Raw genomic sequence first — 14,634 nt, 5'->3', positions numbered from 1 at the left:
TTATCTGGAAGCGGGATTAAAACGGACAAAAGATGAGATCGTTGAGATCATCAGGAAATACCCCACAGAGGAAGAGCAGCTGAAAATCATGCTCGCAACATACCATAAAGGCGTAAAGCAGGAAGAACAGCCGGATTTTGCGTTTCTCTTAAACGCGGCGGCGACATTGAAGGTCATCCGGCGGGAATGCATGAATGACGCGGATCCAGAACGATAAAATGTTAAACAATGTAATAAACAGCGTAACTGCTGCCGGGGACCAGGAAAAAAACTGTCGGTGCAGGTTCAGCAGGCGAAGGTACGGAACAGTTACGAAACGGCAGGATATAAAGGAGGAAACAGCCATGAATATCATTGCGGCAGTAGATAAACACTGGGCCATTGGAAACAGAGGGAAACTCCTGGTGACGATCCCGGATGACCAGAAGCTTTTCCGTGAGGAGACAAAGGGAAAAGTGATCGTCATGGGAAGAAAGACACTGGAAAGTCTTCCGGCAGGACAGCCATTGGCAGGACGAAAAAATGTGGTCCTCACGAGAGATGAGGCGTACAAAGTAAAAGGATGCGAGATCTTTCATAATTTAAAGGATGCCATGGAATTCTTAAAGCAGTTCAAGTCGGAGGACATCTACATCATTGGCGGCGCTGAAATTTACGAGGCATTCCTCCCGTACTGCGACACAGCCCACATCACATGGATCGATTACGAGTACATGGCGGACACCTGGCTTCCGAACCTGGATAAAGACCCGGACTGGGAAGTTACAGCGGACAGCGATGAGCAGACATATTTTGATCTCTGCTATGAATTCCGCAGATATGAGCGGATTGGAAAAAAAGCGCTGGAACTGGGAGAAGTCTAGAAATTGTCAGGTACAGCTGCAGAAAAGAAGTGGGCTTGTGAAAATAATCGTAACGATTCCGTACCTTCATAGTTACGTGCAAAAATCCATTCCAGATCAGCTTCGCTGATGGGATTTTTGTCTTCCAGCCTATGTTTTCTTACGGTCAGCGCAGCAAGTGCGCAGAACTACTGAACAGTTACAAATAATCACTGCGTTACAGGAAAGTGATACAGAAGTACAGAAAAATAAAGGAAACTATGTTGCGCATCCAGGCAAAAGATGATAAAATATCTCTAATATTGCCGTATTGCTGTAAGAACAGCGGGCAATAAGTGTGTGTGAATGGTCTGATATCCGAAAACACATCGGAGTCAGATCTGCAATCAGTGTGTGATGGATGAGAAAGCAGCCATTGTGCTGCAATCGTATGATTTCTGTGCCGAAAATCTCAGGTGCAGAAAGACTCAGGAAACAGGAGGTATGGGATATGTATCCTATTTTAGAGGCAAAAAAGCTTGCAGATAAGATCTATCTGATGGTCGTAAAAGCCCCGAGAATTTCCGCGAACTGCAAACCGGGTGAGTTTGTGATCGTGAAGATGGATGAGAAGGGCGAGCGCATTCCGCTTACGATCTGTGATTATGACCGTGAGAAGGAGACGATCACCATCGTATTCCAGACAGTGGGCGCGTCCACAGAGCGTATGTCCGCGTTACAGGCCGGAGATTCCTTCCGCGACGTTGTCGGGCCGCTTGGAAATCCGTCTGATTTCGTAAAAGAAGATATCGAAGAATTAAAGAAGAAAAAATATCTGTTCGTTGCGGGCGGTGTCGGAACCGCTCCGGTATACCCGCAGGTAAAATGGTTAAAGGAACATGGGATCGATGTTGATGTCATCATGGGATCCAAGACAAAGGATCTGCTGATCCTTGAGGAGGAGATGAAGGCTGTTGCCGGAAATCTCTATGTGACAACAGATGACGGCTCTTACGGACACAAGGGAATGGTTACCGAGGTCATCAAGGATCTTGTAAACAATCAGGGCAAGAAATACGATGTCTGCGTTGCGATCGGACCGATGATCATGATGAAATTCGTATGTCTTCTCACAAAAGAACTTGAGATTCCGACAGTCGTAAGCTTAAACCCGATCATGGTAGACGGAACCGGTATGTGCGGTGCCTGTCGTGTGACCGTAGACGGCAAGGTGAAATTCGCCTGCGTAGACGGACCGGAATTTGACGGACATGCCGTAAACTTCGACGAAGCAATGAAACGTCAGCAGATGTATAAGACCGAGGAAGGCCGTGCGCTTTTAAAACTCCGTGAGGGCGATACCCACCACGGCGGATGCGGTAACTGCAGCGAATGATCGGTGATATGGAGGAAATGACATGGATGGAATGAAAAAAGTCCCGGTAAGAGAGCAGGAGCCGAAGGTTCGCGCAACGAACTTCGAGGAAGTCTGCTATGGATATAATGAAGAAGAAGCTGTCGCAGAGGCGTCCAGATGCTTAAACTGCAAGAACGCGAGATGTGTACAGGGATGTCCGGTTAGGATCGATATCCCGGCATTCGTAAAAGAAGTAAAAGAAGGAAATTACGCAGAGGCTGCAAAGGTCATCGGCAGATCTTCCGCACTTCCGGCTGTCTGCGGACGTGTCTGCCCGCAGGAGAGCCAGTGCGAGGGCCAGTGTGTCCGCGGCATCAAGGGCGAGGCTGTCTCCATCGGCAAGCTCGAGCGTTTCGTAGCTGACTGGTCGAGAGAGAACGGTGTTGTTCCGGAGAAGCCGGAGAAGACAAACGGCATCAAGGTCGCTGTCATCGGTTCCGGTCCGTCCGGTCTTACCTGTGCAGGCGATCTCGCAAAACTCGGCTACGAGGTAACGATCTTCGAGGCTCTTCACGAGCCGGGCGGAGTTTTAACCTACGGTATCCCGGAGTTCCGTCTCCCGAAACAGGGCGTTGTACAGCCGGAGATCGAGAATGTGAAGAAACTCGGCGTTGACATCGAGACAAACGTAATTATCGGCAAGTCTGTAACAGTCGACGAGCTGATGGATGAAGAGGGCTACAAGGCTGTCTTCATCGGTTCCGGTGCTGGTCTTCCGAGATTTATGGGAATCCCGGGCGAGAACGCGAACGGCGTATTCTCCGCGAACGAGTACCTCACAAGAAGCAACCTGATGAAGGCGTTCCGCGATGACTACGATACTCCGATCGCAGCAGGAAAGAAGGTTGCTGTTGTCGGCGGTGGAAACGTTGCGATGGATGCAGCGAGAACCGCTCTCCGTCTCGGTGCGGAGGTTCATATCGTATACAGAAGAAGTGAGGCTGAGCTTCCGGCAAGAGCGGAGGAAGTTCACCACGCAAAGGAAGAGGGAATCATCTTCAACCTCTTAACAAACCCGACGGAGATCCTGACCGATGAAAAGGGCTGGGTCAAGGGCATGACCGTAAGAAAGATGGAACTCGGTGAGCCGGATGCATCCGGAAGACGCCGTCCGGTCGAGATCGAAGGTTCCGACTACACCATCGATGTTGATACCGTCATTATGGCTCTCGGCACTTCCCCGAATCCGCTGATTTCCTCCACAACAGGCGGACTTGAGATCAACAAGCACAGATGCATCGTTGCAGATGAGGCGAATGGCCAGACATCCCGCGAGGGTGTATTCGCAGGTGGAGATGCCGTAACCGGCGCCGCTACCGTAATTCTCGCCATGGAGGCAGGAAAAGCAGGAGCGCGCGGAATCCATGAGTATCTGAGCGGTAAGAAAGCAGAATAAAAAGAGGCGGGTCAAGACCGGACCGGTTTCCATATAGGGACCGGACCGATTTTGACCGGATGATAAAGAGCTGCTGTGGAAGAGGACTTCCGTCGGCGGCTCTTTTGATTCACAGGAGCTTTCTGTGGATCAAAAAGGCACGACTGTGCCGAGGAAGCATACTTGCGCGAAGAAGTAGGTTGCATATCTGTAAAAAAATAAGATACGGAGGAAGCAAGCATGAGGAGTCCCATGACTCAGGAAGAACGATATATCAAAATGACAGAAACCCCGATCTCCCGGCTGATCCCCAGTCTGGCGATCCCAACGATCATCAGTATGCTGGTGACATCCATCTATAATATGGCGGACACCTTCTTCGTCAGTCGGATCAGCACCAGTGCATCGGCAGCGGTAGGCGTCAGTTATTCGCTGATGGCGATGATCCAGGCACTTGGATTTACACTTGGAATGGGAAGTGGAAATTATCTTTCCAGAGTCCTTGGAAGCCGGGATGAGGAGAAGGCCGAGCGGATCGCCTCCACCGGTTTTTATACGGCTATTTTTGTAGGACTTGTGTTTGCGGCGGTCTGTCTGCCGAATCTGGATCTGCTGGTGCGCCTTTTAGGGGCCACCGATACGATCGCACCATATGCGAAGGATTATGCGAAATACATTCTGATGGCAGCACCTGTCATGACGGGAGCCCTTTCTATGAATAATCTGCTCCGGTTTCAGGGACTTGCCGTTTACTCCATGATCGGAATCACAACCGGTGGGATCCTGAATATGATCCTGGATCCGATCCTTATTTTTGGCCTGAATCTTGGAATCTCCGGTGCGGCTCTGGCAACGGCGCTCAGCCAGTGCATTAGCTTTGGAATCCTGTTCTTCCAGAGCCTTCTGAGAAAGGATTGTGTCCATCTCAAACCGGGGAAGATCACCTTGTCTCTTTCACTCTATGGAGAGATCCTCCATGGCGGAATCCCGTCACTTTGTCGTCAAGGCGTTGCGAGCATTGCAACCGCAGCGTTAAATGTAGCGGCGAATCCGTTCGGAGATGCAGCGATCGCAGCACTTTCCATTGTGAGCCGTTATATGATGTTCATTGGTTCGGCCATGATCGGCTTCGGACAGGGCTTTCAGCCGGTGTGCGGATTCAATTTCGGTGCGAAACGGTATGACCGCGTATTGGAAGCTTTCTGGTTCTGCGTTAAGGTCGCTGTGGTATTTCTGGTGACGCTTTCGGTCGTAAGCTTTGTCGGCGCTCCGCAGATCATGCGGATCTTCCGGAAGGAAGATCTTGATGTGATCGAGATCGGAACCTGGGCATTGCGCTTCCAGTGCGTTACACTGCCGTTGTCGGCATGGATCGTTATGTCCAATATGATGACGCAGACGATCGGATATGGCTTCCGCGCTTCCCTTGTGGCAGCAGGACGTCAGGGATTATTCCTGATCCCGGCACTCTTTGTTCTTCCGGTGAAATTCGGAATCCGAGGTCTGCAGCTGTGCCAGCCGGTAGCAGATGCTCTGACCTTTGTGCTGGGAGTAGTGATTGTTCTGGGGATTTTGCGGGAGCTGAAGGAAAAACAGGAGCAGGCAGAATAGACGAGAAGAACATAAAACAGGATTTTATCCGAAAGAAGATCATTTGAATTCATGAATCTGGGGCTGTCGCACTAATGTGCGGCAGCCCCAGATTCTTTGGTATACAAGTGTGGTATACAAATAATCGACAAATGAACGACTTTTTATTACTATCCCACACTATGAACGACTTGAAAAAGTCCCATAAAATAAGGATTTTTTAGAACTTACCTTCATCAGCAGCCTGCTGTACGGAAACAGCAACAGCAACTGTCGCACCAACCATCGGGTTGTTGCCCATACCGATCAGACCCATCATCTCAACGTGAGCCGGAACGGAGGAGGAACCTGCGAACTGGGCGTCAGAGTGCATACGGCCCATGGTATCTGTCATACCGTAGGAAGCCGGACCTGCTGCCATGTTATCCGGGTGAAGGGTACGGCCTGTGCCGCCGCCGGATGCTACGGAGAAGTACTTCTTGCCTTTTTCTACGCATTCCTTTTTGTATGTACCTGCAACCGGATGCTGGAAACGTGTCGGGTTTGTGGAGTTACCGGTGATGGAAACGTCTACGCCCTCTTTCCACATGATTGCAACACCCTCTGTTACGTCGTTAGCACCGTAGCAGTTTACCTTTGCACGCGGGCTCTCCGGATCTGTGGAGTAGCATTTGCGGAATACTTCCTCAACCTCGCCGGTATAGTAGTTCATTTTTGTCTCAACATATGTGAAGCCGTTGATACGGGAGATGATCTGTGCCGCATCTTTTCCAAGACCGTTTAAGATAACGCGGAGCGGTTTTTTACGAACCTTGTTTGCCTTCTCTGCGATACCGATCGCGCCCTCAGCAGCAGCGAAGGATTCGTGTCCTGCGAGGAAGCAGAAGCAGTCGGTCTCTTCCTCAAGGAGCATCTTACCGAGGTTACCATGTCCAAGACCTACTTTTCGCTGGTCAGCAACGGAACCCGGGATACAGAAAGCCTGAAGACCTTCACCGATCGCAGCAGCAGCATCTGCAGCACGGCGGCAGCCTTTCTTGATCGCAATCGCAGCGCCTACTGTGTAAGCCCAGCAAGCGTTCTCAAAGCAGATTGGCTGGATCTTCTTTACCTGATCATATACGTTAAGGCCAGCATCCTTTGTGATCTTCTCAGCTTCTTCGATGGATGCGATGCCATAGCTGTTTAATACGGAATTGATCTTGTCAATTCTTCTCTCATAGGATTCAAATAATGCCATTTTATTCTCCTTCTTCCATTAAACCTCACGGAAATGTCACGTCAGTTATTCTTTGTGAAAACGGGAAACGCGAACTCCGCGCTGCTCCGTTTGCGTAGCGTAAAATTTCCCACAAGGCGTGAAATTTTACTTTACTCCTGACGCGGATCAATGATCTTCACTGCATCTGCTACGCGGCCGTACTGTCCTTTTGCCTTCTCGTAAGCAGTTGTCGGATCGTCGCCTTTTTTGATGAAGTCAGTCATCTTACCAAGATTTACGAACTGGTAGCCGATGATCTGGTCCTCAGCGTCAAGAGCGATACCGGTTACATAGCCTTCAGCCATCTCAAGATAACGCGGTCCCTTCTTTAAAGTACCGTACATGGTACCAACCTGAGAACGGAGACCTTTACCAAGATCCTCAAGGCCTGCGCCGATCGGAAGACCTTCTTCGGAGAATGCACTCTGAGTTCTTCCGTAAACGATCTGGAGGAAGAGCTCTCTCATTGCTGTATTGATCGCATCACAGACAAGGTCGGTGTTTAATGCTTCGAGGATCGTTCTGCCCGGAAGGATCTCTGCTGCCATAGCTGCGGAGTGGGTCATACCGGAACATCCGATGGTTTCTACAAGTGCTTCCTGAATGATACCCTCTTTTACATTCAGGGTCAGCTTACAGGCACCCTGCTGCGGAGCACACCAGCCAATACCGTGTGTCAGACCGGAAATATCTTTGATTTCCTTAGACTGTACCCATTTCGCTTCCTCCGGGATCGGAGCTGCGCCATGGTTCACGCCCTGCGCAACCGTGCACATCTGTTCTACTTCATGTGAATAAATCATGTTGAGACTCCTTTCAATATATGGTTCTTAATGCTCGTTAAAAAAATCACATCATACCCGTTTCATTTTCTCACAAAAATCATGTTTCGTCCATACCTTTTTCCAAAATATTCAAATTTTGAGAAGTAATTTTAACAGAAATCGGAGCTATGACAGGACAGCAGAACCCGGGATTTCTTATAGTGGAATGAGTTTTATATCTCGGAAAATCATGTTCTAAATATGTCTTGGCACATCCATATGCCTGGCATAGATGTTCGCGGCGGCAAGCAATTTCATACTGGTATGCATTGCAGATTACTGTACACGGGAAGGAATTTTCTGAACTGAAAATTCCGTACAGGACAGTGGTGGGAGTGGATTTTGCCGATTTGGCATGCGGCATCTTTTTGAAAGGAAAATCATTGTAAACCAGACATTTCAGCGTTATACTAAAAGGAACGTAACTTCGTCTTCCTGGATGTTCAGATCCTGGGAGCACATAAACGGAGGTGGATAAATGGATCCTCAAAAAAATGATCTGACAGAACAGGAAGAACTGAAAATTCTCGGAGAGATCCTGGAAGCGTACATCGACACACCGATCGAAAAAGACGCATTTCTGATCAGTGATCTCGGGCTTGATTCCTTCCTGATCGTATACTTTATATCGGAAGTGGATGACCGGTTCGGCGTGACGATTGAGATGCCGGAACATGTGGAATATATGACGGTCCAGGACGTGCTGGATCAGCTGAATCAGAAAAACTGACTGCCTGAAAATTGCGGACAGCATCAAATTCTAGAACAACTGCCGAAGAAAATTCTGGCTGGTGTCTATGAAAAACATAAACGGCAGCTGATTTTGGACATGCGGGGAAAACAGGCAGGAAATATACAGGAGCATACATATGGAAAAAACACTTGAAGAAAAGAAGAAACTTGCGGCAAAAGTGATTGCGGCATTAAAAAAAGAATACCCGGATGCCGGCTGCACCCTGGATTACAACGAGGCGTGGAAACTTTTAGTCAGTGTCCGCCTTGCGGCTCAGTGTACCGACGCCAGAGTCAATGTGGTAGTCCAGGATCTCTACAAAAAGTTTCCGGATGTGAAGGCATTGGCGGAAGCAGATGTGGACGAGATCGAGGAGATCGTCCGCCCCTGCGGCCTTGGAAGAAGCAAGGCCCGGGACATCAGCGCCTGCATGAAGATTCTTTACGAGCAGTATCACGGAAACGTACCGGATGATTTCGATGCCCTCTTAAAGCTTCCGGGCGTTGGAAGAAAGAGTGCAAACCTTATTATGGGGGATGTATTCGGAAAACCGGCGATCGTCACTGATACCCACTGTATCCGCCTGACGAACCGGATCGGTCTTGTGGACGGGATCAAGGAGCCGAAAAAAGTGGAGATGGCTCTCTGGAAGATCATCCCGCCGGAAGAGGGCAATGATTTCTGCCACAGACTTGTAGAACATGGCCGGGCTGTCTGTACAGCGCGGACGAAACCGTACTGTGACAAATGCTGTCTGGCAGAATTTTGTGAGAAGAACGGAGTGGAGTAAAGAGACATGGAGATAAAGACAGGAATTTCATTGCAGACAAAGCAGCAGCTTTCGCAGCTTCAGGTAGAGTCTCTGAATATTCTGGCAATGTCCATGACGGAGTTAAAGGATTTTCTGCAGAATGAGGAGATCGAAAATCCGCTGGTGGAATATACATCGGGAAAAGAAGAAGCAGCGCCGATTACCTATAAAGAGACGGAACGGTTTTACAATGGTACAGACCGGGATGAGAGAAGGGAAAATGAGCTGTACGAGATTGAGGACAGCGAGAAATCATTGGAAGACCTTGTGAATACGCAGCTCCAGTGGGAGCAGATCGGGGAGACGGAACGAAAGATCGTGGACTTCTGTATCCAGTCCCTGGAACAGAGTGGATATCTGATGATTCCGCCTAAAGATATTGCGAAAGATCTTGGAGTTGCGGAAGAACAGGTGGAGGAAGTTCTCTCTATGTTGAAGGAGCTGGAGCCGCAGGGACTCTTTGCGTCAGGACTTGAAGAATGTCTTCTGATGCAGGTTCGTGGGATGGATGAGGAAGAACTCCTGTCCGACATAATAAGGAACCATCTCCAAGACATCGCGGAAGGAAAGATCAGCACGATTTCGCGAGGCTTGAAAATTTCTTCAGCAGAGGTGAGAAAACTGATCCATGTGATCAAGAACTTAAATCCGCGCCCATTAAATGGGATCGGCGGTGAGAAAGCCCAATATATTCTACCGGATGTGATCCTGGAGTTTCAGGATGGGCAGTGGAACATCGAACTGAATGATAAATGGACTGGAAATCTCCAGGTCAGCGATTTCTACATTCATATGATGGAGACCGCCCAGGATGAGGAATTAAAATCATATTTTGAGAATAAACTGCGCAGAGCCCGCTTTATTATGAACGCGGTGAAGCAGCGCAGAACAACAATTTTGGGAATCACACGGGAAATCCTGAAACGACAGGAAGATTATTTCCTCGGAAAAGGTCAGCTGAAACCGATGACACTGGAGGATATCGGCGATGTACTGGAGATCCACAAATCCACGGTCAGCCGCGCGATCCGTGACAAATATCTGAGAGTGCCGTCGGGATGTGTCCTGTTCCGCAGCTTATTTACGACTGGAATCGTCTCATCGGACGGAAACGGCGATGTGAGCAGAAATACAGTAAAGACAAAGCTGAAAGAACTGGTTGCGGCGGAGGATAAGAAAAAGCCCTGGAGCGATGAACAGCTCGCAGGTCTTTTACAGGATGCAGGAATGCCGATATCGAGAAGAACCGTTGCCAAGTACCGGATGGAGCTTGGAATTGGAGGCGTGTTCCAGAGAAAAGATGGATAAGGGTAACTGTTCAGTAGGTCTGCGCACTTGCTGCGCTGACCGTAAGAAAACTTGGGCTGGAAGGTAAAAATCCCATCGGCGCAGCCGATCTGGAATGGATTTTTGTATGTAACTGTGAGGGTACTGAACAGTTACGGATAAAAATGGGGGCTGCCGTCTCAGTGATATGTGAATATCGCTGAGCGGCAGCCCCTGATCATTTACATGGTCTCATTTTCAAATTTTTCCGTATACTTCTTCTGGATCAGATCCACTAACTCCGGTGCCTTTCCTCCGATCGGAGTGCCATTCATCTCGCAGGCCGGGGAGCAGAATTTTGTGGAGCTGGAGACAATGATCTCGTCGGCATCCATGAGTTCTGCCATGGTAAATGGTGTCTCGTCGACGATGATTCCGTTATCCTTGCAGATCTGGATGATGTGCATTCTTGTGATTCCCGGTAAAATATAGTGGTCTGTCGGGTGGGTCTTAAATACGCCGTCCTTGATGATGGAGACGTTGCTGTGGGCGCACTCAGTGACGATATCGCCGCGGTGGAAGACACATTCGCCGCATCCGAGGGACTCCGCTTTCTCTGCAGCCATGACGTTGACAAGAAGGTTCAGAGTCTTGATATTGCAGTGCAGGAAACGCGTATCCTCCATATCAGTGAGCTTTAAGCGTTTGCCGGAGTCGGCCGGTTTTCCAGGTTTCATGAAGATCCAGAGATTCGGCTTTGTTCCTTTTTCCGGGAACTGGTGCTGACGGATACCGGTTCCCCGGGTCATCTGCCAGTAGATGAAGATATCCTTATCGTCCATCTTTGCCAGCATATCATAGAGAATTGCTGCCAGCTCGTCTTTAGTGTAGGGAATATCGATCTTGATCAGACCTGCGCTGTTGAAAAAACGGTCCAGATGATCTTTCAGGGCGAAGATCTTTCCATTTCTTGCCAGCGTTGCCTCGTATACTCCGTCTCCGAAGTAACATGCGCGGTCGTTCATCGGAACGGTCATCTCTTCCAGAGGCCCGAATTTGCCGTTGTAGTAGCCAAGTGTTTTCATTTACATTTCCTCCTGAACTCACGAAAAATTTTTCGGATATAACTGAAATTATACTATTGCTATCATAGCATGGAACAGGAGGAAAGTAAAGGAAAGAGGAAGAATTTCAGCCAATGTTTTTGGACGTATTGTATAAAACGCCCTATATTTTCCCATTGTCATATGTGAGAATTTCCTGTATAATATAGAATAATTGTAACTGTTCAGTAGGTCTGCGCATTTACTGCGCTGACCGTAAGAAAAATTAGGCTGGAAGGCAAAAATCCTATCGGCGCAGCCGATTTGGAATGGATTTTTGCGCGTAACTGTGAGGGTACTGAACGGTTACGCGTAATTATGAAAATCTTGCAGGGCGGAAGCAAAGCAGCTTTTCGCGGCATGGCGGCAGATATCTGGAAAAGATCTGTCGCATAAATAAAATCAGGAAAGTGCAGGGAGTTACCAATGAACATCAGTATGAACCCAAACGGCGAACTGTACCAGTCTGCTGTCAACGCGCCGGGAACGATCGAGATCCCGGAGAGTTTTTTAAATGAGGCACGTCAGTTCCGGGAATTGAATATGCGTTACACATGTGCGATCCGGGAAGTGAAGACGAAATTAGAGGTATTGAACGATGATCTGGCGATTCGGAATCAGAGAAACCCGATCCAGATGATCAAATCCAGGGTGAAGAAGCCGGAGAGTATTATTGAGAAGCTTCACCGCCGCGGTTTCCCGATCTCCGTAAAATCGGTACGGGAGAACCTTTACGATGTGGCGGGGATCCGCGTGATCTGTTCCTTCGTGGACGATATCTATACGGTGGCTGAGATGTTAGCACGCCAGGATGATATCAATGTCCTTATGGTAAAGGATTATATCCGATGCCCGAAGGTCAACGGATACCGCAGTTACCATATGATCATCGAGGTTCCGGTATTCTTTTCCGACCGGAAAGAAAATATGCGCGTGGAGGTCCAGATCCGGACCATCGCGATGGATTTCTGGGCTAGTCTTGACCACCAGATGAAGTATAAGAAAGATGTGGAAGATGCAAGTGAGATCAGTGAAGAGCTGAAGGAATGCGCTGAGGTGATCGCGCAGACAGATCTAAAGATGCTGTCGCTCCGCCGGAAGATCGAGGACCGGGAGAGTAAGGAAAATCTGCTCCAGTTCGATAAGGATCCGATGTAAGGAGCGGTTCGGGGACTGCGGAAGCGTAAAGTCCACAGCAGTCCCGATAAGGTATGACTTAATAGAGATAGCAGCACAGGGTTTCGGTGATACGGAACCCTGTTTTTTTGTACAGGGTGAGAGCCGGGGCGTTGCCGCCGGATACCTGGAGAAGGACCGGGCGTGGGGCAGTATTGTCAGCAGCGGCACCTGCGCTTCTCACGTCTGAAATATGGTACGAAGTTTCCGGCGAAAGTGGTGAATGCTCGATGGCGGCTGCGTTACCGTTCAGCAACTGTGCAAGTACTGTACTTAAAAACTTTGTCCCATATCCCTTACCGCGGAAGGATTTTTCCACTTCAAAGCCATAGAGGTAGTAGTGGGAAGGGAAGACGGAGAAGTTGATAACGGCGTGGTCAGAGTGAAAGCGGAGAGTCAGAGTGCCGTCAAGATTCAGACATTCAGAGTGAATATCAGCAATTAAATCAAGGGCACTGACATCGGATCCTGTCTGGCTGGAGTGGCAGTCAATGATGGAAAAGTTTTCTGGCAGCAGCTTCATCATATGTTCTTCGGAATTCATTTCTGCTCCGATCGCCTCCAGAACGGCAGCAGCGGCAGAATTTCTCTTATCCGCATAAAAAATCAACTCCGAATCTTCCGGAAGTTCATCGATTCCCGCATCCAGAAGCCCAGAAAAGTGTCCATGACCGCGAAACTCCGGATCCGTGAAGGCAGAGCATTCATAGAGCAGGCCCTCTATAGGGATAAAAGCGATGGCGGAGACGATGGAACCGTCGTGTTCAAAATAGAGAAAGAGATCAGCCTCATCAAACGGGAACGAAAGTCTGGTTCCGTCAGAATCGGTGCATTTATTTACCATGGTTTGGAGCTGTCTGATCTGGGAAGAATCAAGGGAATGGACCCTGTGTAATTTCATAAAAAAATCCTCCTGAAAAAGCCGGAAAATTTCCGAAAGTCATTTACTGGAATACCATACTGATTCCGGGCAGTGGAATGCTTTGCGGATTGCCAGAGCACGCAGTGCGGAGTGATCCTGTATCGGAGAGAGTAAAAGCTTTTTGTCTCCAATATCATGAACATAAGTATATACAGAAAAATCGACCAATTCAAGAAAAATTCCGTGCTTTTTTCTATTGCCGTTCCGCATAAGCGGTGCTAAAATGGTTGCTAGTCTTTGCGTGAGACAACAAAATGAGGAGGAAACATTATGAAGTACGTGAAGGAAATTGTGATCATCTTCGGGATCACAATGGTCGGAGAACTCTTAAATAAGTTCATTCCGCTTCCGGTACCTGCCGGAGTATATGGTCTGTTCATTCTTCTTGGCGGTCTGTGCAGCGGAATCATTAAGCTCTCTGACGTGGAAGTTACGGGAAACCTGCTTCTGGATTTGATGCCGGTGATGTTTATCCCGGCGGCTGTGGGAATTATTGATAAGATCGAAGAGCTGAAGGCTGTCATGATCCCGATGCTCATCATTACCTTCGTGACCACATTCATCGTCATGTCCATCACCGGAGTGACGGCAGAGTGGATCATCAAGAGACAGAAGAAAGGGGAGAAATAGAGATGCCGTTATATTTTGGAGTATTTGTCAGTCTTTTTGCATACCTGATCGGTATGGAATTAAAGAAGAAATTCGGCTGGCCGGTGTTAAATCCGCTGCTTGTGGCGATCATTCTCGTAATCGCGTTTTTAAAGGCCACGGGGATCACCTACACGGATTATAATGAGGGAGCGTCCTATATCAGCTATTTTCTGACCCCGGCGACGGTATGCCTTGCGATCCCGCTTTACAAGCAGCTGGAACTGTTGAAGAGAAACTTGACGGCTGTTGCGACGGCGATCACCGCGGGTGTCATCGGAAGCGTTGTCAGCGTCTATGTGATGTCCATGATCTTTAAGCTGGAACATGTGCACTATGTATCCCTGCTTCCGAAGTCCATCACCACAGCGATCGGAATGGGCGTATCTGAGGAAGCAGGTGGGATCGTGACCATGACCATCGTGAGCATCATCATCACAGGAATTCTTGGAAATATCGTTGCGGACGGCTGGTTCAAGCTCATCGGAATCAAGGAGCCGATCGCGAAAGGCCTGGCACTGGGAACATCCGCCCATGCTATTGGAACAGCAAAGGCCCTGGAGCTTGGTGAAGTGGAAGGTGCCATGAGCAGCCTGTCTATCGCGGTAGCAGGACTTATGACGGTTGTGAGCGTGCCGATCATGTCGGGATTGATCTGATCGTTAGACGTATTTTTATAGCTGTATT

The 14,634-nt window shown here is 48.8% G+C and carries 15 protein-coding genes; 11 read left to right on the top strand and 4 right to left on the bottom strand.

Features of this window, described 5'->3' with window-relative positions; translation table 11 throughout:
• Window positions 1-88: 88 nt before the first annotated feature.
• The 5 genes from DW677_RS19100 to DW677_RS12100 all read left to right on the top strand — a co-directional run bounded on the left by DW677_RS19100 (window position 89) and on the right by DW677_RS12100 (window position 5,224).
• Window positions 89-217: a hypothetical protein gene (locus DW677_RS19100; protein WP_278286998.1), complete on the top strand. Its 129-nt coding sequence runs from the start codon at window positions 89-91 to the stop codon at window positions 215-217.
• Between the two features lie 127 nt (window positions 218-344).
• On the top strand, window positions 345-863 hold the full coding sequence (locus DW677_RS12115; RefSeq protein ID WP_117472104.1) for a dihydrofolate reductase: 519 nt from the start codon (window positions 345-347) through the stop codon (window positions 861-863).
• 469 nt (window positions 864-1,332) lie between these two features.
• Window positions 1,333-2,217, top strand: a complete 885-nt coding sequence (locus tag DW677_RS12110) for a sulfide/dihydroorotate dehydrogenase-like FAD/NAD-binding protein (RefSeq protein WP_015553565.1) — start codon at window positions 1,333-1,335, stop codon at window positions 2,215-2,217.
• A 22-nt stretch (window positions 2,218-2,239) separates the two neighbouring features.
• Entirely contained in the window at window positions 2,240-3,634 is a 1,395-nt protein-coding gene (gene gltA / locus DW677_RS12105; protein WP_117484773.1) for an NADPH-dependent glutamate synthase, read from the top strand.
• Between the two features lie 219 nt (window positions 3,635-3,853).
• Window positions 3,854-5,224 (top strand): MATE family efflux transporter, encoded by a 1,371-nt coding sequence (locus DW677_RS12100; protein WP_181968347.1) that lies wholly within the window; start codon window positions 3,854-3,856, stop codon window positions 5,222-5,224.
• 199 nt (window positions 5,225-5,423) lie between these two features.
• On the opposite strand, the gene DW677_RS12095 is transcribed toward DW677_RS12100, so the two are convergent.
• Together DW677_RS12095 and DW677_RS12090 are read right to left on the bottom strand one after the other, a co-directional pair.
• Window positions 5,424-6,443 carry a GGGtGRT protein gene (locus tag DW677_RS12095; RefSeq protein ID WP_015553562.1) on the bottom strand — a complete coding sequence of 340 codons (1,020 nt, stop codon included), beginning with the start codon at window positions 6,441-6,443 and terminating at the stop codon, window positions 5,424-5,426.
• A gap of 131 nt (window positions 6,444-6,574) precedes the next feature.
• On the bottom strand, window positions 6,575-7,267 hold the full coding sequence (locus tag DW677_RS12090; protein WP_015553561.1) for a hypothetical protein: 693 nt from the start codon (window positions 7,265-7,267) through the stop codon (window positions 6,575-6,577).
• 499 nt (window positions 7,268-7,766) lie between these two features.
• Between DW677_RS12090 and DW677_RS12085 the strand changes: the two genes are divergently transcribed.
• From DW677_RS12085 to rpoN, 3 genes are all read left to right on the top strand, one after another.
• The gene (locus DW677_RS12085) at window positions 7,767-8,018 is read left to right on the top strand and encodes an acyl carrier protein (protein WP_015553560.1); all 252 of its coding nucleotides are present in this window, start codon (window positions 7,767-7,769) and stop codon (window positions 8,016-8,018) included.
• 139 nt (window positions 8,019-8,157) lie between these two features.
• A complete protein-coding gene (gene nth, locus DW677_RS12080) occupies window positions 8,158-8,811 on the top strand; it encodes an endonuclease III (RefSeq protein ID WP_117567386.1) in 654 nt (217 codons plus the stop codon).
• A gap of 6 nt (window positions 8,812-8,817) precedes the next feature.
• On the top strand, window positions 8,818-10,140 hold the full coding sequence (gene rpoN / locus DW677_RS12075) for an RNA polymerase factor sigma-54 (protein ID WP_117470721.1): 1,323 nt from the start codon (window positions 8,818-8,820) through the stop codon (window positions 10,138-10,140).
• 200 nt (window positions 10,141-10,340) lie between these two features.
• Here the strand turns inward: rpoN and DW677_RS12070 are convergent, their stop codons facing one another.
• Window positions 10,341-11,183: a D-amino acid aminotransferase gene (locus tag DW677_RS12070; RefSeq protein WP_117470720.1), complete on the bottom strand. Its 843-nt coding sequence runs from the start codon at window positions 11,181-11,183 to the stop codon at window positions 10,341-10,343.
• A gap of 444 nt (window positions 11,184-11,627) precedes the next feature.
• Here DW677_RS12070 and DW677_RS12065 point away from each other — a divergent pair, with 444 nt between their 5' ends.
• Window positions 11,628-12,359, top strand: a complete 732-nt coding sequence (locus DW677_RS12065; RefSeq protein WP_015553556.1) for a GTP pyrophosphokinase family protein — start codon at window positions 11,628-11,630, stop codon at window positions 12,357-12,359.
• A gap of 58 nt (window positions 12,360-12,417) precedes the next feature.
• Here the strand turns inward: DW677_RS12065 and DW677_RS18805 are convergent, their stop codons facing one another.
• Window positions 12,418-13,278, bottom strand: coding sequence for a GNAT family N-acetyltransferase (locus tag DW677_RS18805; RefSeq protein ID WP_242992164.1), 861 nt, complete (start codon window positions 13,276-13,278; stop codon window positions 12,418-12,420).
• 291 nt (window positions 13,279-13,569) lie between these two features.
• On the opposite strand from DW677_RS18805, the gene DW677_RS12055 reads away from it, so the two are divergent.
• On the top strand, window positions 13,570-13,929 hold the full coding sequence (locus tag DW677_RS12055; RefSeq protein ID WP_015553554.1) for a CidA/LrgA family protein: 360 nt from the start codon (window positions 13,570-13,572) through the stop codon (window positions 13,927-13,929).
• 2 nt (window positions 13,930-13,931) lie between these two features.
• Window positions 13,932-14,606, top strand: a complete 675-nt coding sequence (locus DW677_RS12050) for an LrgB family protein (protein ID WP_015553553.1) — start codon at window positions 13,932-13,934, stop codon at window positions 14,604-14,606.
• Window positions 14,607-14,634: the final 28 nt, after the last annotated feature.

Source organism: Clostridium sp. AM25-23AC, assembly GCF_003435125.1.
GTDB lineage: Bacteria > Bacillota > Clostridia > Lachnospirales > Lachnospiraceae > Pilosibacter > Pilosibacter fragilis.
This window is presented reverse-complemented; position numbering and strand designations above follow the sequence as displayed.